15 protein-coding genes are annotated in these 21192 nt (G+C 64.5%); 9 read left to right on the plus strand and 6 right to left on the minus strand.

Annotated features, from left to right (window positions below):
• Positions 1 to 57: 57 nt before the first annotated feature.
• On the minus strand, positions 58 to 1530 hold the full coding sequence (locus tag LG367_RS16825; RefSeq protein WP_226470430.1) for an MATE family efflux transporter: 1473 nt from the start codon (positions 1528 to 1530) through the stop codon (positions 58 to 60).
• 447 nt (positions 1531 to 1977) lie between these two features.
• Here LG367_RS16825 and LG367_RS16830 point away from each other — a divergent pair, with 447 nt between their 5' ends.
• Both LG367_RS16830 and LG367_RS16835 read left to right on the plus strand, forming a co-directional pair.
• Complete coding sequence (locus LG367_RS16830; protein WP_425490999.1) at positions 1978 to 2382, plus strand: RNA-binding S4 domain-containing protein; 405 nt, start codon at positions 1978 to 1980, stop codon at positions 2380 to 2382.
• Positions 2383 to 2397: 15 nt separating this feature from the next.
• Complete coding sequence (locus tag LG367_RS16835) at positions 2398 to 3828, plus strand: DHA2 family efflux MFS transporter permease subunit (protein WP_226470431.1); 1431 nt, start codon at positions 2398 to 2400, stop codon at positions 3826 to 3828.
• 64 nt (positions 3829 to 3892) lie between these two features.
• Here LG367_RS16835 and katG read toward each other — a convergent pair whose 3' ends face one another.
• The 4 genes from katG to mutS form a co-directional block, all read right to left on the minus strand.
• Complete coding sequence (gene katG / locus LG367_RS16840; protein ID WP_226470432.1) at positions 3893 to 6070, minus strand: catalase/peroxidase HPI; 2178 nt, start codon at positions 6068 to 6070, stop codon at positions 3893 to 3895.
• A 483-nt stretch (positions 6071 to 6553) separates the two neighbouring features.
• Positions 6554 to 7174 (minus strand): DUF937 domain-containing protein, encoded by a 621-nt coding sequence (locus LG367_RS16845; RefSeq protein ID WP_226470433.1) that lies wholly within the window; start codon positions 7172 to 7174, stop codon positions 6554 to 6556.
• Positions 7175 to 7316: 142 nt separating this feature from the next.
• The gene (locus LG367_RS16850; protein ID WP_226470434.1) at positions 7317 to 8015 is read right to left on the minus strand and encodes a hypothetical protein; all 699 of its coding nucleotides are present in this window, start codon (positions 8013 to 8015) and stop codon (positions 7317 to 7319) included.
• A gap of 58 nt (positions 8016 to 8073) precedes the next feature.
• Positions 8074 to 10677 carry a DNA mismatch repair protein MutS gene (gene mutS, locus LG367_RS16855; protein WP_226470477.1) on the minus strand — a complete coding sequence of 868 codons (2604 nt, stop codon included), beginning with the start codon at positions 10675 to 10677 and terminating at the stop codon, positions 8074 to 8076.
• Positions 10678 to 11159: 482 nt separating this feature from the next.
• Here mutS and LG367_RS16860 point away from each other — a divergent pair, with 482 nt between their 5' ends.
• Together LG367_RS16860 and LG367_RS16865 are read left to right on the plus strand one after the other, a co-directional pair.
• Positions 11160 to 13595, plus strand: coding sequence for a TonB-dependent receptor (locus tag LG367_RS16860; protein WP_226470478.1), 2436 nt, complete (start codon positions 11160 to 11162; stop codon positions 13593 to 13595).
• Between the two features lie 145 nt (positions 13596 to 13740).
• A complete protein-coding gene (locus LG367_RS16865; RefSeq protein ID WP_226470435.1) occupies positions 13741 to 14238 on the plus strand; it encodes a CinA family protein in 498 nt (165 codons plus the stop codon).
• Here LG367_RS16865 and LG367_RS16870 read toward each other — a convergent pair.
• Positions 14235 to 15182 (minus strand): bifunctional helix-turn-helix transcriptional regulator/GNAT family N-acetyltransferase, encoded by a 948-nt coding sequence (locus tag LG367_RS16870; RefSeq protein ID WP_226470436.1) that lies wholly within the window; start codon positions 15180 to 15182, stop codon positions 14235 to 14237. The two genes, LG367_RS16865 and LG367_RS16870, sit on opposite strands and share 4 nt — an antisense overlap.
• A gap of 90 nt (positions 15183 to 15272) precedes the next feature.
• Here LG367_RS16870 and lexA point away from each other — a divergent pair, with 90 nt between their 5' ends.
• From lexA to alaS, 5 genes are all read left to right on the plus strand, one after another.
• Complete coding sequence (gene lexA / locus LG367_RS16875) at positions 15273 to 15965, plus strand: transcriptional repressor LexA (protein WP_226470437.1); 693 nt, start codon at positions 15273 to 15275, stop codon at positions 15963 to 15965.
• A gap of 190 nt (positions 15966 to 16155) precedes the next feature.
• A complete protein-coding gene (recA, locus tag LG367_RS16880; protein ID WP_226470438.1) occupies positions 16156 to 17190 on the plus strand; it encodes a recombinase RecA in 1035 nt (344 codons plus the stop codon).
• Between the two features lie 93 nt (positions 17191 to 17283).
• Positions 17284 to 17625 (plus strand): hypothetical protein, encoded by a 342-nt coding sequence (locus LG367_RS16885; RefSeq protein ID WP_226470439.1) that lies wholly within the window; start codon positions 17284 to 17286, stop codon positions 17623 to 17625.
• Positions 17626 to 17713: 88 nt separating this feature from the next.
• Positions 17714 to 18208: a regulatory protein RecX gene (locus tag LG367_RS16890; RefSeq protein WP_226470479.1), complete on the plus strand. Its 495-nt coding sequence runs from the start codon at positions 17714 to 17716 to the stop codon at positions 18206 to 18208.
• Between the two features lie 277 nt (positions 18209 to 18485).
• Positions 18486 to 21116 carry an alanine--tRNA ligase gene (gene alaS / locus LG367_RS16895; RefSeq protein WP_264179969.1) on the plus strand — a complete coding sequence of 877 codons (2631 nt, stop codon included), beginning with the start codon at positions 18486 to 18488 and terminating at the stop codon, positions 21114 to 21116.
• Positions 21117 to 21192: the final 76 nt, after the last annotated feature.

The raw sequence follows: 21192 nt of genomic DNA on the forward strand, positions 1-21192 counted from the left end.
GCACAGCTGTACTTCTGTTCCATGATGACCTCGTCGGAGAACTTGCAATGCTTCGGATTAGACGGATTTGATCGCTTCTTTCGATGCTTCGGCATGCGGACTCGGATCGGCCACGGGCGAGGGCGGTTGCGCCGGCACTTCCGACGGCACCGCGACTTTCTCGCTGTCCGGCGCCATCATCCTCGCCTGGCGCCAGCCGCCCCATTTGTAATACGCCAGCGCCATCAGCATCGAGCACACCGAGCTGACCGGGAAACTCCACCAGATCGCATCGGCGCCGTATCGCGATTGCAGCAGCAACGCGAACGGAACGCGGATGCCCCATAGCGCACCGGCCAGGATCAACAGCGGCGGCAACACCGCACCGGTGGCGCGCACCACTCCCGACACCACGAACGTGACGCCGAAGAACAGGAACGACCACACCGCGATGTGATTCAAGTGACGCGCGTTCGCTAGCGCGACGCTGCCGTCCGGCAGGAACAGGGACAGCGTGGTGTGGTCGAACGCCACGATCGGCAGGATCAGTGCGCCCGTGAGCAGGAAGTTGAAGAGGATGCCGGTGCGTGCGGTGGCGTTGACGCGCGCCCACTGCCGCGCACCCACGTTCTGCGCCGCCATCGACGAACAGGCCGCACCGATGGCCATCGCGGGCATCTGCACGTAGGTCCACAACTGCAGGGCCGCGCCGTAGGCCGAGGTCGTGTCGACGCCGTAGGCGTTGACCATGCTGATCATCATGATCATCGACAGCGAGATCAGGATCATCTGGATGCCCATCGGCACGCCCTTGACGATCAGCGCGCGCAGGATCGCCCGATCAGGCTTGTAGACGGCGTTCTCGTGACGGCTGATCCACAGCGGATGGCGGCGATGGCGCAGCCACAGGATCAACGCCGCCAGACTGACCGCGTTCGCGATCAGCGTGGCCGTGGCCGAACCGGCGATGCCCATTTCCGGGAACGGACCGATGCCGAAGATCAGCAGCGGATTGAACACGATGTCGAGCGCCACCACGAGCAACAGGAATGCGAACGGCGTGCGCGTGTCGCCGGCACCACGCAGGATCGCCGACAGGAATGCAAACATGTACAGAAAGGGCATGGCCAGGAAGATGACGCGCAGATAGGCCTCGGCCATCGGCAGAGCGTCATGCGGCGTGTGCATCCAGACCAGGACATGACGCGCGAGCGGCATGCCGATCAGCGCGATCGCGATCGACACCGCGAAGAAGAACGTCGCGCTCGTGCCGATCACGCGCTTGGCCTGGGCGATGTCCTTCGCGCCCATCGCCTGGCCGACCAGGATGGTCGCCGCCATGCCGACACCGAAGATCGCGCCGATCAGGAAGAACATGATGTTGTTGGCGTTGGCCGTCGCGGTCAGCGCCTGCTCGCCGAGAAAGTGTCCGGCCCAGATCGCGTTGACCGAACCGTTGAGGGACTGCAGCACGTTGCCGACGAGGATCGGCAGCGCGAACAGGAACAGGGTGGAGCCGATGGGGCCTTGAGTCAGGTCGCGGGGTTTCATCAGTTCGCTTTGGCCTGTGCTGGGGCGGGGGGAGTGGCGGACGGTCGAGCCGTCTCGCGCGCGTGAGGCGGAGATGGGTCCTCCGTAATTCAACGTTGAAACAGGTAGAGCACGTCTTCGTTCATGCTGAGACGAGTCGCATCGATCAATTCCGACGCTACGACGGTATGCCGTGATAGCAGGCGAAGCGATGCATCGAGAAAGAACTGAACCGCCGGCCGTGCCGTTGCGCGATCGTATCGATCGCGTCGATCGCGGAGGCGGCCGGAAGCACTGCGGTGACGAAATGGCACATGGCAGGGACCGGGCTGGGAAGGCGTTCGGAGGCGCGCGACCAGGGCGCGAGGTCGGCGCGTGATATTAAGCGCGGATGGTCCAGGATGGAGCGTGTGAGCCCGCGGCCGGTACGCGCGGATTCAAGGCGGCTGCGGTATCATGATGGGCAAGATGGAGATAGATTCGGGCGTCGCTGAGGTCAGACTGGATATCTGGCTCTGGGCTGCGCGCTTTTTCAAGACCCGCAGTCTGGCCAAGCAGGCGATCGAGACGGGCAAAGTCGAAATGAATGGACAGCGCGCGAAGCCTTCGCGCGGCGTGCGCGTGGGCGATGCGATGCGCATCGCGCGCGGGGACGAGATGTTCTCGATCGAGGCGCTGGCGCTGAGTGATACGCGTGGGCCGGCCGGCGTTGCGCAAACCCTGTATCGGGAATCGGAGGCCTCGCGCGCCGAGCGCGAGGCGAAACGTGCCGAGTTGCGCGCGGCGCGCGCCGGCTACAAGCCGCCGGAAACCAAACCCGACAAACGCGCGCGCCGGCTGATCCGCGCGCTGGGAGACATCGATGCGACCTGAGCAGGCGGTTTCTGCATGAGGCAGGGTCGCCTGCTCCCGTTGATCGTCGCCTGCGCGCTGTTCATCGAGAACATGGATTCGACGGTGATCTCGACGTCGCTGCCGGCGATCGCACGCGACCTGTCGACCGATCCGATCGCGCTCAAGCTGGCGTTGACGACGTATCTGCTGGCGTTGGCGGTGTTCATTCCGATCAGCGGCTGGGTCGCGGATCGCTTCGGCGCACGGCCGACCTTCATGGCGGCGATCGGCGTGTTCCTGCTCGGCTCGATCGGCTGCGCGGCCAGCAGCTCGCTCGAAACCCTGGTCGCGGCGCGTTTCCTGCAGGGCATGGGCGGCGCGATGATGGTGCCGGTTGGCCGTCTGGTGCTGTTGCGCACGGTGCCGAAGAGCGAACTGGTGCAGGCGTTGAGCTGGCTGACCATTCCCGCGCTGGTCGGGCCGGTGATCGGGCCGCCGCTCGGTGGTTTCATCACTACGTATTTCGACTGGCGCTGGATCTTCCTGATCAACATCCCGATGGGCGTGCTCGGGATCGTGCTGGCGAAGCGCTTCATCCCCGATATCAAGGAATCGCCGCCTCCATTGGACTGGACCGGTTTCCTGCTGACCGGGTTGGGCCTGGCGCTGGCGATGTTCGGCTTTTCCACGCTGGGCCGTCATCTGGTGTCGATGCCGCTGTCTATCGCCGCGCTGGTGATCGGAGTGGGGGCGCTGCTGGCCTATGTCTGGCATGCGAACCGGCATCCGCATCCGCTGCTCGATCTTGGCCTGTTCCGGTTGTCGACGTATCGCGCCGGCGTGCTCGGCGGTTCGCTGTTCCGTATCGGTATCGGTGCGATTCCGTTCTTGCTGCCGCTGATGTTGCAGCTGGGCTTCGGACTGAGTGCGGTGCAGTCGGGCTTGCTGACGTTCGTGTCGGCGCTGGGCGCGATGTTCATGAAGACGATCGCGGCGAGCGTGTTGCGGCATTTCGGATTCCGCAAGGTGCTGGTGGCCAACGCGGTGATCGCTTCGCTGATGCTGTGCTGCTTCGGCCTGTTCCGTCCGGAGACGCCGCATGTCTTCATCATCGCGACGTTGCTGATCAGCGGCTGTTTCCGCTCGTTGCAGTTCACCAGCTTGAACGCGATCAGCTTCGCGGATGTGGATTCGAAGCAGATGGGGCAGGCCAGCAGCCTGTCCGGGATGATGCAGCAGCTGTCTCTGAGCATGGGCGTGGCGATCGGTGGCTATGTGCTGGAATTCGCCGGATTGCTGGGAGGGCGCCCCGCCACCGACGTGCACAACTTCTACGTCGCCTTCGTTGTGGTCGGTCTGATCTCGGCCAGTTCGGCCTGGATGATGTGGCGGTTGCCGCGCGATGCGGGCGCGGAAATGTCGGGTCGCGCGCAGGCGGGCAAGGAAATTACCGAGCCGAAGGTGGAACAGCGGCCGGCGACGTGATGTCCGCAAAAGAAAACGCCGGCCAGATGGCCGGCGTTTTCCTTGAAGCACGAGTCAGAAGCGATCAGGCAAGATCGAAGCGATCGAGGTTCATCACCTTGTTCCAGGCCGCCACGAAATCGCGAGCGAACTTTTCCCGCGCGTCCGAACTTCCATAGACCTCGGCCAGTGCCCGAAGCAGGGAGTTGGAACCGAAGACCAGGTCGACGCGCGTGCCGGTCCACTTGAGGTCTCCCGTCTTGCGGTCGCGCCCTTCGAAGACATCCTTGGCCTCCGATGCCGGCGTCCACACCGTGCTCATGTCGAGCAGGTTGACGAAGAAGTCGTTGGTCAGCGACTCCGGCTGCTTGGTGAAAACGCCGTGCTGGGTCTGGCCGTAGTTCGTGTTCAACACGCGCATGCCGCCGATGAGCACCGTCAGCTCGGGTGCAGTCAGTGTCAGCAATTGCGCACGGTCGAGCAGGAGTTCCTCGGCCGTCACGGCGTAGCGGGTCTTGAGGTAGTTGCGGAAGCCATCGGCGACCGGTTCGAGCACCTCGAAGGATTCCACATCGGTCTGATCCTGCGTGGCATCCACACGGCCCGGTGCGAAGGGCACTGTGATGTTGAGGCCGGCGTTCTTCGCGGCCTGCTCGACACCCGCGGCACCGGCCAGCACGATCAGGTCGGCGAGCGAGATTTTCTTGCCGCTCGATTGCGTGGTGTTGAACTCGCTCTGGATGCCTTCGAGCGTCTTCAGCACTTTCGCCAGCTGCTCGGGCTGATTGACTTCCCAATCCTTCTGCGGCGCGAGGCGAATGCGCGCACCGTTCGCACCGCCGCGCTTGTCGGAACCGCGGAAAGTGGATGCCGACGCCCAGGCGGTCGACACCAATTGCGACACCGGCAGGCCGGAGGCCAGCACCTTGGTCTTGAGCGCGGCGATGTCCTTCTCGTCGATCAGCGGATGATCGACGGCGGGAAGCGGGTCCTGCCAGTCGAATTGCTCGGCCGGCACTTCCGGGCCGAGATAGCGCGCACGCGGGCCCATGTCGCGATGCGTGAGCTTGAACCACGCGCGTGCGAAGGCATCGGCCAGCTGGTCGGGATTCTCGAGGAAGCGGCGCGAGATCTTTTCGTAGACCGGATCGAAGCGCAGCGAGAGATCCGTGGTCAGCATCGTCGGCACGAGCTTCTTCGACGCATCGAAGGCATCCGGAATCGTCGGTTCGGCGTTCTTCGCGCGCCATTGCTGGGCGCCGGCCGGACTCTTGGTCAGCTCCCACTCGTACTTGAACAGGGTCTCGAAGAAATAGTTGCTCCACTTCGTCGGCGTCTGGCTCCAGGTGACTTCGGGGCCGCCGGTGATCGCGTCGGCGCCCACGCCCGTACCGTTGCCGTTCTTCCAGCCGAAGCCTTGCAGTTCGATGTCGGCGGCTTCCGGCTCCGGCCCTACCAGAGACGCATCGCCGGCGCCGTGGGTCTTGCCGAAGCTGTGGCCACCGGCGATCAACGCGACGGTCTCTTCGTCATTCATCGCCATGCGGCGGAAGGTTTCGCGGATGTCCCGGGCCGCGGCGAGCGGATCAGGATTGCCGTTCGGCCCTTCCGGGTTGACGTAGATCAGGCCCATCTGCACGGCCGCGAGCGGATTTTCCAGTTCGCGATCGCCGGAGTAGCGCTTGTCGTCCAGCCAGGTGGTCTCGACGCCCCAGTAGACGTCACGATCCGGTTCCCAGGTGTCCTCGCGGCCGCCGCCGAAACCGAGCGTCTTGAAGCCCATCGATTCCAGCGCGACGTTGCCGGCCAGGATCATCAGATCGGCCCAGGAAATCTTGTTGCCGTATTTCTGCTTGATCGGCCAGAGCAGTCGGCGTGCTTTGTCCAGGCTGGCGTTGTCGGGCCAGGAGTTGAGCGGCGCGAAGCGCTGCTGGCCGCGTCCGCCACCGCCGCGTCCGTCGCCGATGCGATAGGTGCCCGCGCTATGCCAGGCCATGCGGATCATCAGGCCGCCGTAGTGGCCGAAGTCCGCCGGCCACCACTCTTGCGAATCGGTCATCAGCGCGTGGAGATCCTTCTTCAACCCCGCGTAGTCGAGGCTCTTGAACGCCTCGGCATAGTTGAAGTCCGCGCCGAGCGGATTGGACTTGGAGGAATGCTGATGCAGAAGATCGATCGGCAATTGTTTCGGCCACCAGTGCTGGTTCGACGTACCGGCGCCAGGCGTATGTTTGATGGGGCACTTTGCTACGGCGGATGACATGTGTTTTTTTCCTTATGGTCGTTTGCACGCAACTGCCGGATCCGGTTTGGAGTCCGGGTACCGATGAATGAATGTGCTTGAAGAACTCGTCCGAAATGCGCCGGCTTTTCGATCACTCGATAGTTCTGCAACGACATGGAATCGTGCAGACAGGCGTCAGCGCGTCGTGTCGCTGCTGATGGGATTGCTGCCGCTGATGCGCAGCGTCTGATCGGACGTGTGTAGGGCTTGTCTTCGTTGGGCTGGCTGGTGGGCTGGCTCCGGCATGGGTTGTGTACCCGACCAAAGCTACGCCACAGCAGTGACAAGGAGAAATCGAATGATGCTAAGGGATCGATAGAACCCGTCTATTGGTTGATGATTTCGTATAGACGGCGTCAGCGGAGAAACTTCCGCGAAGGATGAAAACCTTCAGAAATCGTGACAATCACCGTGGTGCGCATGGCGGCGGCACGCATCTGCCACCGCCATGCCGTGATCGGATTAGCGCTTTCCGCCGAGCAGCCCGCCGCCGATCTTGAGCAGGTCGCCGATGCCGAGCTGGCCGTCACCGTCCTGGTCGAGCACCGCGCCGAGCAGTCCGCCGCCGAGGCCGCCCTGCTGCGCGGTCTGCTGGCGCTCCTGGCCGAGCGCTTCGCCCAGGCCGCTGGCGCCGGCACTGTTGCCTTGTCCACCGAGGAAGCGCTGGGCGAGGAAGGAGAGCACGATCGGCGCCAGGAGCTTCAGCAGTTGTCCGGCCTGATCGTTGCCGAGGCCGGTGGCCTGTCCCAGGTTCGCTTCCGCGCGCCCCTGGTTGCCGCCGAAGATGTGGCCGAGGATCGCCGCACCGTCGGTCTGCCTGTTACCGCCGGCACCGCCGCCGAGCACCGCGCCCAGCACGCCGCCGAGGTCGAGACCGGTATGATCTTTCTGCAATGCACCGAACAGGGCTTCGGCACCCGACGGTTCGGATGCGTTCTTGCCGAGCGCGCCGAGCAGCAGCGGCAATGCCGCGCCAACGGCGTTGGTCGTCTGCATCTGGCCGGCGCCCAACTGCTGCGACAGTTGCTGCAGCGGCGCGCCTTGCAGTTGCTGGAAAAGTTCTTCGGCGAGGCTGTTGCTCATGGCGGGTTCCACCTATGGGGAAAATGTGACCGGGTCGGCATAGTAGCGCGTGACTGTTAGTTTTGCGTCCGGCTCGAAGTCCGGTGTTTGGCGGTCTGTTTGGGCAGTCAGGGCGCCCCGATCGTACCGGGCTTGTCGACGCTCAGGCCGGCACTTTGTCCGCAACCGTCGCGCGCTTGAACAGCCAGATGGCCAGCATGCCGTTGATCACGAACACCAGGATCAGGTACAGCGTGAAACTGTCCAGGAAGTCGAACCAGCCGATGCCGGTGTAGTTGCCCAGCAGGCGCCCCAGTGTGCGCAGCGCGTTGAGAGTGAAGGCGATCGACGCCAGCCGCATCCAGCCCGAACCCGCATTCCAGGTGGCGATCGCGAAACAGATCCAGGCGAGCAGGCCCGACAGCATCAGCGGGAAATAGATCGCGCTGGTGAACGTTCCCCAGAACGCATGCCGCTCGGCCAGAACGCCGTGCAAGGCGGGTTCGGTGGCATAGGCATTGGCCCATTGCTGGCTGACCATCACGAAGTCCAGGCCGCGATGCAGGAATTCGAACACGACGAAGAACATGGTGAAGGTGAAGGCGAGCAGCGAGGCCAGGGGCGCCTTGGCGAAGCGATCCAGCGCGAATACGGCATACGTCACCGCCAGTGCCGCGATGCTGAGCAGCACCGCCAATGCACGCGTCCGGTCCATCCAGCCGGTGCGCACGGCGAAATCCTCGGCGGCCGTCTGGGTTTCGGGAAACCAGACGAGGACGCACAACGCCTGGAAGATCTGCGCGGCCATGAAGACGCACAGGCCTGCGCCGGCGATACGGAAATGTTTGGCGGTCAACTGCATCGATGCTCTCCCCTCGGATGCGGTGGCGTTGTGATGATACGGATCAGAACGGCATAGGTCAGGAACGGGACAGGGCCTTGAGTCGATACAGTGCTTCCAGCGCCTGCTTGGGCGACAGATCGTCAGGTTCGATCGTGGCCAGCGCGTCGAGCGCGGCCGAGACGGGTGCGAACAGGCCGAATTGTTGTGGCGAGTCGAGCGTGGCCGGTGAGAGCGGTGCGGTGTCGCGTGTGTGTTGTTCCAGTTCCGCGAGGCGTCCGCGTGCTTCGCGAATCACGGCCTTCGGCAGGCCCGCCAGCGCCGCGACCTGCAGACCGAAACTGCGATCGGCCGGGCCATCCTTCACCGCATGCATGAAGACGAGTGTGTCGCCTCCGTTTTTATCGTGATGTTCGACGGCGTCGAGATGCACGTTGGCGATGCCGCTGTCTTGCGTGGCGAGCGCGGTCAGTTCGAAGTAGTGGGTGGCGAACAACGTGTAGCAGCGGTTGTTCGAGGCCAGATGCCGCGCGCAGGCCTCGGCCAGCGCGAGACCGTCGTAGGTGGAGGTGCCGCGGCCGATCTCGTCCATCAGCACCAGCGATTGCGGCGTGGCGTGGTGCAGGATGTAGCTCGTCTCCGCCATTTCCACCATGAAGGTGGATTGGCCGCGCGCGAGATCGTCGCCGGCACCGATGCGGGTGAGGATGCGATCGATCGGCCCGATCGTCGCGCGCGAGGCCGGCACGAAACTGCCGATGTGCGCGAGCAGCACGATCAGCGCGTTCTGGCGCATGTACGTGCTCTTGCCGCCCATGTTGGGGCCGGTGATGATCAGCATGCGCACGGGAGACGTGGAAGCCGACGCCGTGTTTCCGTCATCTCCCGTCTCTCGTCTCCCGTCTCCCAAATAAAGGTCGTTCGGCTCGAACGGCTCGTCGCGCACCGCTTCCACCACCGGATGACGGCCTCGCTCGATGCGCAGGCAGGCATCCTCGACCAGTTGCGGTTGCGACCAGTCCAGCGTTTGCGCGCGTTCGGCGAAGCAGGCCAGTACGTCGAGTTCGCTGAGCGCAGCGGCGCAGCGCTTGAGCGATTCCAGGTCCTCGTTTAAACCGTCGAGCAGCTGCTCGTAGAGCAGGCGTTCGCGTGCCAGCGAGCGCTCGCGCGCGGACAGCACCTTGTCCTCGAACGTTTTGAGTTCCTCGGTGATGTAGCGCTCGGCACCGGTGAGTGTCTGCCGCCGCGTGTAGTGTGTGGGTGCGCGCGCGGCCTGGCCCTTGCTGATCTCGATGTAATAACCATGCACGCGGTTGTAGCCGACCTTCAGTGTCGGGATGCCGCTGGACTCGCGTTCGCGTTGTTCGAGATCGATCAGGAACTGGTCGGCGTTGCTGGACAGCCGGCGCAGTTCGTCGAGCTCGGCATCGTAATCCTCGGCGAAGACACCGCCGTCGCGGGCGAGTAGCGGCGGCTGTTCGACCAGCGCCTGCGTGAGCAGCGCGGCCTGCGCGTCGTGTTCGCCCATTTCCGCGGCGAGCGTCTGCAGGCGCGGTGAATCCAACGGCTGCAGCAATCCACGCAACTGCGGCAGCATCGCCAGCGCATCGCGCAGCGTGCTCAGATCGCGCGGGCGCGCCGAGCGCAGGGCGATGCGCGAGAGGATGCGTTCGACGTCGCCGAGTGCGCGGAATGTGTCGCGCAGCGTCTCGCCGACGCCGCTCTCGATCAGGCTGGCGACGGCGTGATGGCGCCTGCCGACCTGGTCGCGATCGCGCAGCGGCCGATGCAGCCAGCGTCGCAATTGGCGACCGCCCATCGGCGTGACCGTGGTGTCGAGCACGCCGAGCAGCGTGTGCTTCTGGTCGCCGTCCACGCGCGTGTCGAGTTCGAGATGACGTCGCGTGGCGGCGTTCATGGCGATCGCGCCGTCGCTGGACTCCACCGCGATCGCGGTGAGATGCGGCAGGCGCTGCTTCTGCGTTTCCTCGACATAGCCGAGCAGGGCGCTGGCCGCGGCGATGCTGAGCGGCTTGTCCTCAATGCCGAAACCGGACAGGTCATGCAGTCCGAAGAACTGCAGCAGCTGACGGCGTCCGCTGTCGCTGTCGAACAGCCACGGCGCGCGTCGGCGCAGGCCGGTGCGCGTGTTGAGGAAGGCCGGCCAGCCTTCTTCGTCGGGCAGCAGCAGTTCGGCCGGCTCCAGGCGCGCGAGTTCGGCTTCCAACGCATCGTCGTTGCCGACTTCGTTGACCAGGAAGCGGCCGCCGGCCAGGTCCGCCCAGGCCAGGCCGTAACCGTTCTTGCCGCGCGCGATCGCCAGCAGCAGCGTGTCGCGGCGTTCGCTGAGCAGGGCTTCGTCGGTCACCGTGCCGGGCGTGACGATGCGGACGACCTTGCGTTCGACCAATCCCTTGCTCGCCGCCGGATCGCCGATCTGCTCGCAGATTGCCACCGACTCGCCCAGCGCCACCAATCGCGCCAGATAGCCCTCGACGGCGTGGAAGGGCACGCCCGCCATCGGGATCGGCTGCCCGGCGGACGCGCCGCGCTGGGTGAGCGTGATGTCGAGCAGGCGCGCCGCCTTGCGGGCGTCGTCGTAGAACAGCTCGTAGAAGTCACCCATGCGGAAGAACAGCAGCACGTCCGGATGCTCCGCCTTGGCGGCGAAGAACTGGCGCATCAGCGGGGTATGACTGGAGAGGGCCGGGTCTGGGCCGGCCGCGCGGGGGTTGGGGTGGCTCACGGAAAGAAACAGAGGAGAAGACTGCGGAGGAGAAGTCTAGCCGGTATGCCGGCAACGTCGCCGACAACTTCACCGAGCCGGAGCCGGTCACGGACGCAAGCGGCGGTCTCGCGCGTGCCGCAACGCACAATGCCTCTCGGCGAAGACGGTGTTAATTTCGCGTGAAGGCGCTCGGGGACGCCCGTATCAGCACGTAGTCGACCAGCAACGGAGTACCGATAGATAGCAATCGAACGCTATTTCCAATCAACGCAATCTGATGGCCTGAGGGGGACACCATGATCGCTGCAAGACCGCAACACAGGGCGCTGACACTCGCTGTTCTCGCCGTGACGAGTCTGATGTCAGAGGCGGGGGCACAAGAAAGCAGAAGCGGAAAATCACCCGAGCGCGAAAAAGAAGCCACCACGTTGGACACGATGGTGGTGACCGCACAGAAACGCGAAGAAGTCCTGCAGGACGTCCCGATCATGCTGACGGCGCTGCCCGAGCAGATCCTGCGCGACAGCGGCGTCCGCGATGTCAAGGACGTGCAGTTGCTGGTCCCCGGATTGCATGTGAGTTCCACCACCAACGAATCGCAGACCACCGCGCGCATCCGTGGTGTCGGCACCAATGGCGACAATGCCGGTCTGGAGTCGGCGGTCGGCGTGGTGATCGATGGCGTGTACCGGCCGCGCGTCGGTGTCGGTTTCGGTGATCTGGGCGAAATCGAGCGCATCGAGGTGTTGAAGGGCCCGCAGGGCACGGTGTTCGGCAAGAACACGTCGGCGGGCGTGATCAACGTGATCACGCGGCGGCCGAACTACACGCAGAACGCGGAAGGCGAGATCACGATCGGCAACTACGGCGCGGTCGGCGTTTCCGGCGCCTACAACGACGCGCTGAGCGAGACCGCGGCGTTCCGCATCTACGCGGCGAAGCGCAAACGCGATGGTTTTCTCGACGTGCGCACCGGGCACGGACCACGCGAGGAAACCGACGACGTCGATCAGAACTTCCACTCGCTGCGCGGCCAGCTGCTGCTGGAACCGAACGACAACCTCGACATCAACTTCATCGGCGACTACACCAGCCGCGAGGAGCACTGCTGCGCGGGCGTCACCATCATTCGCGGCCCGACCGCGGATGCCGTCGACCGCATCGTCGGCGGGCCGGGGCAGGGCGTGATCCTGGAGGCCGATCCGGAACGCCATCTGGCCTACGCCAACCGCAGCACCAAGCAGGACATCAAGGACAAGGGCGTTTCGGCGGAAATCAACTGGACGACGCCATGGTTCCGCGGCGCCACGCTGACTTCGATCACCGCCTTGCGCGACTGGAAGAGCATCAACGGACGTGATCTGGATTTCACCGCGGGTGACGGCCTGTATCAGGCGCCGACCGAGGACGGTGCCTCCAGTGACTTCAAGACCTTCAGCCAGGAACTGCGCCTGACCGGCTCGACCGACAAGATCGACTGGATGGTGGGGTTCTTCTATTCGGACGAGGATCTCGATCGCAGGGAAGGCTATTCGTACGGCGTGAACTACGAGGACTTCCTCTCCGAGGCGACGCTGATCCGTCTCCAGCACGATCTGGCCGCCGCCGGCAGTCCGAGCGTGGTCAACATGACCGATGCGAATCTGTTTCTCTCGCAAGCGACCGGTTTGCCCTACGGAACCTCCTTCGCGGGGGGCGCCGGTTCGCGCGATCGGCACCAGCAGAAGGCCAAGTCCGCGGCGTTGTTCACCAACAACACCTGGCATGCCACCGACAAGCTGGATTTCACCCTGGGCCTGCGCTACACGCGTGAGAAGAAGGATCTGCATTCCAATTACGTCAATCCCGACAACGGCGCGGCCTGCAAGGCGGTCGAGGATCATCTGTTGAGCAATGCGCTCGGCGCCTTGCTGGCGCGCGGGCTCACGTTGCAGGAAGTGCTGTCGGTCGGGCAGGTGGCCGTCGGCATGATCTGCGTGCCCTGGCAGAACTACGTCTTCAACGGCAAGACGGTCGACCAGAGCCGCGAGGAAAAGGAATGGTCGGGCACGCTGAAGGCGTCCTATCGCTGGAACGAGCATCTGATGACGTACGCCTCGGCCGCGCGCGGCTACAAGGCCGGTGGTTACAACCTGGACCGCGAATCCACGCCCAATCCGCTCGGCATCACCGCGCCGCTGCAGGGGCAGCCGTTGATCCTGATGGATGCGGACACGTCGTTCCCGGGCGAGTTCGTCGACAGCTATGAACTCGGCGGCAAGAGCACCTGGCTCGGCGGCAATCTGCTGTTGAACGCGACGCTGTTCTATCAGGAGTTCACCGACTTCCAGCTCAACAGCTTCCTCGGCACCAGCTACGTGGTGCGTTCGATTCCCAAGGTCACCTCCAAGGGCATCGACACCGAGGTGAACTGGCAATCGACCTCGATCAAGGGCCTGTCGCTGCAAGGCGGCGTGACCTATGCCGATACGCGTTACGGCAAGGACAAGCTGCCGGATGCCGATTTGTGGAGACTGCCGGGCAGCCACATCAGCTTCGCGCCGCTGTGGTCGGCCTCGGCGTCGGCCACTTACCAGTGGGATTTCGGCGGTGATCTGATCGGACGCTTCAACGTCGGCGCGAAGTACATGTCCGAGCACAACACCGGCTCCGATCTGGACCCGGAGAAGATCCAGAGCGGCTACGCCCTCGTTAACGCCCGGCTTGGCATCGGTGCCAAGAACCAGCGCTGGATGGTGGAACTGTGGGGACAGAACCTGGGTGATAAGACCTACAAGCAGGTCGCCTTCGACGCGCCCCTGCAAATCGGTTCGTGGAACACCTTCCTGGGCGCGCCCAGGACGTATGGCGTGACGTTGCGCGTGCAGTACTGATCGCAATCGAGCGTCGATTCGATCGTCGAATGGAACGACGGCCCGGCATGCAAGCGCCGGGCCGTTTTCCTTTCGTGCAGCTTGAACGCAGACTTTCGCGCCGAGATCGGCTACAACGCGCGCTTCCCCACGCAACGAAACGCCGATGTCCATCCCCACCGATTCCGAACTGCGCGTCATGGCCGAGGCACTCGGCTCGCGCCTGCGTGCCGCGCACGATCGCCTGGTCGCCGCGGAAAGCTGCACCGGCGGCTGGATCGCCAAGACCGCCACCGACATCGCCGGATCGTCCGACTGGTTCGACTGCGGCATGGTCGCCTACAGCTACGAGGCCAAGCAGGCCCTGCTCGGCGTGCGGCCGCAGACGCTGGAGAGCTTCGGTGCCGTCAGCCGCGAGACGGTGGTGGAGATGGTGTCCGGCGCGCTGGTGAATTCCGGCGCCAGCGTCGCGGTGGCGGTCACCGGCATCGCCGGGCCTGGCGGTGGCAGCGCCGACAAGCCGGTCGGTATGGTCTGGATCGGCTGGAAGCGCCGTGGCGGCTATGCGCGCGCGGAAGTATTCCGCTTCGACGGCGATCGCGAGGAAGTGCGGCGGCAGTCGGTCGCGGCGGCGTTGCGCGGGCTGGAGACGCTGGTCGCCTAAGGTTCCGGCCGGACGAGATCCTTCGTCCACACCTGGCCGACCAGGTCATGGCCGAAGCTGTGGTGCCGATTCTCCTCGACGAGCACGAAGCCGTGGCTTTCGTAAATCCGGCGTGCCGCTGTCAACAGGTCGTTCGTCCATAGCAACATCTTCCGATAGCCCACGGTGCGTGCGAAGTCGATGCATTCCTCGACCAGGCGCCGTCCGACGCCATGCCCGCGCGCCAGCGGGTCGACCAGCAGGCAACGCAGTTGCGCGACCGCGGGATCGTTCTCGTTGCGCACCACGAATACGCAGCCGACGCGCTCGCCATCCAGTTCGGCGATCCAGCAACGTTCCGCCGCCGGGTCATATTGACTGGCGAAGCGCGCGAACAAGGTGGCGACCAGCGCTTCGAACTCGGCGTTCCAGCCGTACTCCTCAGCATAGAGACGGCCATGCCGTTCGATCGCCCAGCCGATGTCGCCGATGCCATGCGTGCGGATGACGAGGCGGGGCGCTTCGGATCGCGGCGACAGCACGCGCTGCGTATCACGCAACGCGCGTGAGAGACAGCGGCGGGCGGGTTCGGACAACTCCGACAGCATCGATGCGGTCGTCTCGCGGGAATGGTGGTCGAGCTGCGCGAACGCGGCTTCGCCCGCGGGCGTGAGCTTCAGATCGAAACTGCGGGCATCGCGCGTCGACTGCGTGCGTTCGATCAGCCCATCGGCGACGAATCCCTGCACGATGCGGCTGAGATAGCCGGCATCCAGGCCCAGGGTGTCGCCGATGTCACGCGCGGTCACCGGCTGCCGGTGAGCGAGTTCGAACAGCACGCGCGCATGCGTGAGCGGGTAGGGGCTGTCCAGCAGGTGCTCCTGCAGCACGCCGATCCTGCGGGTGTAGAAACGGTTGAAGGCGCGTACTTCGTCGACCTGGGAATCCATCGGTTGCGATGTCATCGTCGAACCGCCAATTAGTTGACTTAGTCAAATATAAAGCGACCAAGGCAGGCTTGCTAGCGTCGAGAGTTAGTAGTATTACTACTAACCATGAATCTCACCGACACCCAGCAGGCGATCCTCGACCTGATCGCCGAACGCATCGAAGCCGATGGCCTGCCGCCGTCGCAGACCGAGATCGCCAAGGCCTTCGGGTTCAAGGGCGTGCGCGCGGCGCAGCACCACCTCGAGGCGCTCGAGGCGGCCGGCGCGATCGAGCGCATGCCGGGCCGCGCCCGCGGCATCCGCGTCGTGCGCATGCCCGAGGCGCCGCAGCAGAGCCTGCAGCAGCAGGGCCCGCCGCTGGCGCCGGCCGCGAACGAGGATGTGCTGCAACTGCCGGTGCTCGGACAGGTCGCGGCCGGCATGCCGATCGGTGCCCATGCTCCTAATGAGCATGATCTCGGCTCCGAGCAGATGGTGCTGCTGGACCGCACCTTCTTCTCGCCGGCACCGGACTACCTGCTCAAGGTGAAGGGCGACTCGATGCGCGACGAAGGCATCTTCGACGGCGACCTGATCGGCGTGCATCGCACCCGCGACGCCCGCTCGGGCCAAGTCGTGATTGCGCGCATCGACGACGAAGTCACGGTCAAGCTGCTGAAGATCGGCAAGGACCCCGCTGGTCAACAAAAGATCCGCCTGCTGCCGCGCAATCCCGACTATTCCCCGATCGAAGTCCAGCCCGGACAGGATTTCGCCATCGAAGGCCTGTACTGCGGGCTGGTGAGGCCGAACCGGTGAGTTCTGCGCTTGGCTTGCGATCGCCGACGGCGTGGAACGGGATTTTCCGACACTCGCGGGCTCCGGCTTCCGATGTCGCGTTCCCATCGACATCACTAATTTTGGCAAGGAGCGCGACAGTCGCAGCCTTTGCGATACGCGCCCACCACACTGCATCCCACATTCCAAACACATGACGAGGACCGCCACAATGGACGAGAACAAGAAGCGCGCACTTTCCGCCGCACTGACCCAGATCGAGAAGCAGTTCGGCAAGGGCTCGGTGATGCGCATGGGCGACCGCGTCGCCGAAGCCGCCGAGGTCATCGGCACCGGTTCGCTGATGCTCGACATCGCGCTGGGCATCGGCGGCCTGCCCAAGGGACGCGTCGTCGAGATCTACGGGCCGGAATCCTCCGGCAAGACCACGCTGACGCTGCAGGCCATCGCCCAGTGCCAGCGCGCCGGTGGCACCGCCGCCTTCATCGACGCCGAACACGCGCTCGATCCCACCTACGCGCAGAAGCTCGGCGTCAATGTCGACGACCTGCTGGTCTCGCAGCCCGACACCGGCGAGCAGGCGCTTGAAATCGCCGACATGCTGGTACGTTCCAACGCGGTCGACATGGTGGTCGTCGACTCGGTCGCCGCGCTCACGCCGAAGGCGGAAATCGAAGGCGAGATGGGCGACCAGCTGCCCGGTCTGCAGGCGCGTCTGATGAGCCAGGCCCTGCGCAAGCTCACCGGCAACATCAAGCGCAGCAACTGCCTGGTGATCTTCATCAACCAGCTGCGCATGAAGATCGGCATCATGATGCCCGGCCAGAGCCCGGAAACCACCACCGGCGGCAATGCCCTGAAGTTCTACGCTTCGGTACGCCTGGACATCCGCCGCATCGGTTCGATCAAGAAGGGCGAGGAAATCATCGGCAACCAGACCCGCATCAAGGTCGTCAAGAACAAGATGGCGCCTCCGTTCAAGCAGGTCGTCACCGAGATTCTCTACGGCGAAGGCATCAGCCGCGAAGGCGAGCTCATCGACATGGGCGTCGACGCCAAGCTCGTCGAGAAGTCCGGCGCTTGGTACAGCTACGGTGACGAGCGCATCGGGCAGGGCAAGGAAAACGCACGTCAGTACCTCAAGGAGAATCCGGCGGTCACCGCCCGGCTGGAAGCCGAGCTGCGCGCGAAGTTCGTGCCGCAGGAAGCTCCGCGGGAAGCCGTCGAGGAAGAAGACGAAGCCTGATCGGCTTTCGTCTTCCGGTCGGAGCAGGGCACGCTTTGGACAGCACGCTTCCGGCATTGAACAGTTCAGTGGTTGGACGACAAGGAGATGTCGATGAGTATCGAAGGGAAAACGCTGGCCCGGCTTCGCGAAACGGCAAGGGAGGAAGTGGAGGTCTACATCGTTCGCACGAACCAGATTGTCGGCGTCTCGACATTCGGTCTCGCGCTCGGTTGTGTAGGACTGAAGCTGCCCGCGCCGTACGCGATTCTCGGTCTTCTGTTCACTGTCCTGCTCTGGTCGAAGGGGGCGATGGATTACCGGCCGTACATCGCGGCTTTGCGCCGCGCCGGTGATCCCAAGGCCACATGGTGGGCCATCCTCTGGAGGTCGCGTATCGCCTTCATCGGCTCGCTTTTCCTCGGATTGGTTGCCCTGGGGTTTGTCGGTACGTAACAAATCAGCACATAACAGAACGATTCGTAACAAATCGGTTCGTGACAAATCAGCAGGGCGGAAACTCGGCGTGACGGTGAAGAACGTGATGGTGAAGAACCGGAAATCGGAGTTCGATCGGACTTCACGGCGGCCGCCCGAGCGGTCGCCGGCCCAACGTGCTTTGGGGATGCTGGTCCGCCGCGAGCATTCAAGAAAGGAGTTGACCCGCAAGCTGGCTTCACAAGGCATCGATGCGAGTGAAGCCGCCGCGGCGATCGACAGACTGGCCAAGGATGGCTGGCAGGACGACCTCCGCTTCGCGGAGATGTTGGTCCGTACCCGTGCCGGTGCCGGCTACGGGCCGATACGGATTCGGGCGGAACTGGCCACCCACGGGCTGGACCAGGAAATGATTCGCCACGTCTTGGGAGACCTCGACGGCGGCTGGGCTGATACAGCGCGCGACCTCGTCCGCCGCCGCTATGGCCCGGCCGCCGTCGATGACCCCGCCGTGCGGCGCAAGGCCGCGGATTTTCTGGCAAGGCGGGGGTTCGCGGCTGAGCAGATTCGAGGGGCGGTTCGCGGGGAGATCGAGGAGTAGGGGTCTTTGCGGCAGTGTTCCAGCAGCCGTCCCTGGCGAGCCTTTCCTAGCTGCGGATACCCCTGTCTCCTCCCCGCGCCGTCAGCGCGGTTCGGCTTGGCCGGGCGTTCCGGCGCACAGCACCTCAGGCGCGTTGACGATGCGCTTTCGACCTTTATGGCGTCTGCTAGCATGTGCGCCCTCACCCTATTGAATCCGGGTTGTCCCTTCGCCCCGCGGCCACATCTAGTCGGTATCGCGGGCGGGGCCGCGCCTGCTCCTCTGAATCCACGCATTAATGAAGACCACCTCCGACATCCGCCGGGATTTTCTCGATTTCTTCAGCACGAAGGGCCACACCATCGTCCCGTCGGCACCACTGGTGCCGGGCAACGATCCGACCCTGCTGTTCACCAACTCCGGCATGGTCCAGTTCAAGGACGTCTTCCTCGGTGCGGAGAAGCGCAGCTACGTGCGTGCGGCCGACGTGCAGCGCTGCCTGCGCGCGGGCGGCAAGCACAACGACCTCGATTCGGTCGGCTACACCGCGCGCCACCACACCTTCTTCGAGATGCTCGGCAACTGGTCCTTCGGTGACTACTTCAAGAAGGACGCCATCGCCTGGGCCTGGGAGCTGCTGACCGAAATCTGGAAGCTGCCGAAGGAGCGCCTGCTCGTCACCGTCTACCACAACGACGACGAAGCCTACGACCTCTGGCACACCATGATCGGCCTGCCCGCCGACCGCATCGTCCGCATCGGCGACAACAAGGGCGCGCCGTACGCCTCCGACAACTTCTGGCAAATGGCCGACACCGGCCCCTGTGGTCCGTGCACGGAAATCTTCTACGACCACGGCCCGCACATCGCCGGCGGTCCGCCCGGCTCGCCGGACGAGGACGGCGACCGCTACATCGAGATCTGGAATCTGGTCTTCATGCAGTTCGACCGCCAGCCCGACGGCACCCTGGTGCCGCTGCCGGCGCCGTGCGTCGACACCGGCATGGGCCTGGAGCGCCTGGCCGCGGTGCTGCAGCACGTGCACAGCAACTACGAGATCGACCTGTTCCAGGCATTGATCAAGCATGCGGCCGAACTCACCGGCACGCAGGACCTGGAGAACAAATCGCTGCGTGTGATCGCCGATCATATCCGCGCCTGCTCGTTCCTCATCGTCGACGGCGTGCTGCCGTCCAACGAGGGCCGTGGCTACGTGCTGCGCCGGATCATCCGCCGCGCATTGCGCCACGGCTGGATGCTCGGCATGCGCGAGCCGTTCTTCCACAAGCTGGTCGCCACGCTCGACGGGCTGATGGGCGAGGCCTATCCGGAATTGAGCGCCAAGCGCGAACTGGTCGAGCGCGCACTGAAAGCCGAAGAAGAACGCTTCGCCGAAACACTCGACTCGGGCATGCGCATCTTCGACGAAGTCGCCAAGCGTAGCGGCGACACGATCCCCGGCGTTGACGCGTTCCGTCTCTACGACACCTACGGCTTCCCGCTCGACCTCACCGCCGACATCGCCCGCGAACGCGGCCTGACTGTGGACACGGCCGGCTTCGACGCCGCGATGGCGCAGCAGCGCGAAACCGCGCGCGCAGCCGGCAAGTTCTCCTCCGGCACCGGTCTGCCGGCCGATCTAGTCGCGCAGCTCAAGCCAACCGAATTCCTCGGCTACGACGCACTCACCGTCGGCGGTCTCGAAGTCGTCGCGCTGCTGCGCGACGGTCGTCCGGTCGACGCGATCGAAGCCGGCGAAGAGGCCGTGGTTTTCCTCGACCGCACGCCGTTCTACGCCGAATCCGGCGGTCAGGTCGGCGACACCGGCGAACTGGACGAGCAGGGCGTGCGCTTCCGCGTCACAGATACACAGAAGTACGCGGGCCAGTATCACGGTCATGTCGGCCGGCTCGAAGCAGGCAGTCTGAAGCGTGGTGATCGTCTCGTCGCCTCGGTCGATGCCGCCCGACGCGGCGCCACCGTGTTGAACCATTCCGGTACGCACCTGCTGCATGCCGCGTTGCGCGGCGTGCTCGGCACGCATGTCCAGCAGAAGGGTTCGCTGGTCGCGCCGGATCGCCTGCGTTTCGACTTCTCGCACTTCCAGCCGGTCACGCATGAAGAACTGGCGGAAATCGAGCGCCTCATCAATATCGAAGTGCGCGCCGACCATCCCGCCGAGATCCGCCAGATGGCCATGCAGGAAGCGCTGGACTACGGCGCGATGGCATTGTTCGGCGAGAAGTACGGCGAGCGTGTACGCGTGGTGAAGATGGGCGACTCGGTCGAACTTTGCGGCGGCACGCATGTCGCCAGCACCGGCCAGATCGGACTGTTGAAGCTGGTGTCCGAAGGCGGCGTGTCCGCCGGCGTGCGCCGCGTCGAGGCACTGACCGGACAAGATGCACTCGAGTACGTCGCCACCGTGGAGCGTCAGCTCGGCGAGGCCGCGCGTCTTCTGGGCGGGACCGCCGGCGAGGTCAACGACAAGCTGCGCGCCTTGCTGGACAAGCAGAAAAAACTCGAACGCGAATTGGAATCACTCAAGGCCAAGGCGGCCAGCGGCGCCGCCGCCGACCTCGCGTCCGAGGCGGTTGATGTCGAAGGCATCAAGGTTTTGGCCGTTCGGCTGGAAGGCTTTGATGCCAAGGCTTTGCGCGATGCTGTCGATCGTTTGAAACAGCAGCTTGGCGATGCCGTGATCGTGCTCGCCGGTGCCGAAGACGGCAAAGTCGCCCTGGTGGCGGGCGTGAGTGGTGCCGCGCTGGGCCGGTTCAAGGCGGGCGATCTGCTGTCGCACATCGCGAAGCGCATCGGCGGAAAGGGCGGTGGTCGACCCGATCTTGCGCAAGGTGGCGGACCCGATGGACAGGACCTGAACAAGGCACTGGCCGAGGTACCGGACTGGGTTCGGGCGAACCGCGCCTGAACCTTGGTCGTAATGGCGGGTTTTTGCTTGCTGTGGTCCGTCAGCAACCGGTAACATCTTCTGTTTGTTGCAAGCG

The sequence above is a fragment of the Luteimonas panaciterrae genome (assembly GCF_020511115.1).
Lineage (GTDB): Bacteria > Pseudomonadota > Gammaproteobacteria > Xanthomonadales > Xanthomonadaceae > Luteimonas > Luteimonas panaciterrae.

Excerpts from the sequence above, each read along its gene's own strand:
- LG367_RS16865 (WP_226470435.1), top strand. The coding sequence starts at position 13,741 with ATGTCCATCCCCACCGATTCCGAACTGCGCGTCATGGCCGAGGCACTC.
- recA (WP_226470438.1), top strand. The coding sequence starts at position 16,156 with ATGGACGAGAACAAGAAGCGCGCACTTTCCGCCGCACTGACCCAGATC.
- LG367_RS16890 (WP_226470479.1), top strand. The coding sequence starts at position 17,714 with ATGGTGAAGAACCGGAAATCGGAGTTCGATCGGACTTCACGGCGGCCG.
- katG (WP_226470432.1), bottom strand. The coding sequence starts at position 6,070 with ATGTCATCCGCCGTAGCAAAGTGCCCCATCAAACATACGCCTGGCGCC.
- LG367_RS16825 (WP_226470430.1), bottom strand. The coding sequence starts at position 1,530 with ATGAAACCCCGCGACCTGACTCAAGGCCCCATCGGCTCCACCCTGTTC.
- alaS (WP_264179969.1), top strand. The coding sequence starts at position 18,486 with ATGAAGACCACCTCCGACATCCGCCGGGATTTTCTCGATTTCTTCAGC.
- LG367_RS16860 (WP_226470478.1), top strand. The coding sequence starts at position 11,160 with ATGGTGGTGACCGCACAGAAACGCGAAGAAGTCCTGCAGGACGTCCCG.
- LG367_RS16835 (WP_226470431.1), top strand. The coding sequence starts at position 2,398 with ATGAGGCAGGGTCGCCTGCTCCCGTTGATCGTCGCCTGCGCGCTGTTC.
- lexA (WP_226470437.1), top strand. The coding sequence starts at position 15,273 with ATGAATCTCACCGACACCCAGCAGGCGATCCTCGACCTGATCGCCGAA.
- mutS (WP_226470477.1), bottom strand. The coding sequence starts at position 10,677 with ATGCGCCAGTTCTTCGCCGCCAAGGCGGAGCATCCGGACGTGCTGCTG.
- LG367_RS16845 (WP_226470433.1), bottom strand. The coding sequence starts at position 7,174 with ATGAGCAACAGCCTCGCCGAAGAACTTTTCCAGCAACTGCAAGGCGCG.
- LG367_RS16850 (WP_226470434.1), bottom strand. The coding sequence starts at position 8,015 with ATGCAGTTGACCGCCAAACATTTCCGTATCGCCGGCGCAGGCCTGTGC.
- LG367_RS16885 (WP_226470439.1), top strand. The coding sequence starts at position 17,284 with ATGAGTATCGAAGGGAAAACGCTGGCCCGGCTTCGCGAAACGGCAAGG.
- LG367_RS16830 (WP_425490999.1), top strand. The coding sequence starts at position 1,978 with ATGGAGATAGATTCGGGCGTCGCTGAGGTCAGACTGGATATCTGGCTC.
- LG367_RS16870 (WP_226470436.1), bottom strand. The coding sequence starts at position 15,182 with ATGACATCGCAACCGATGGATTCCCAGGTCGACGAAGTACGCGCCTTC.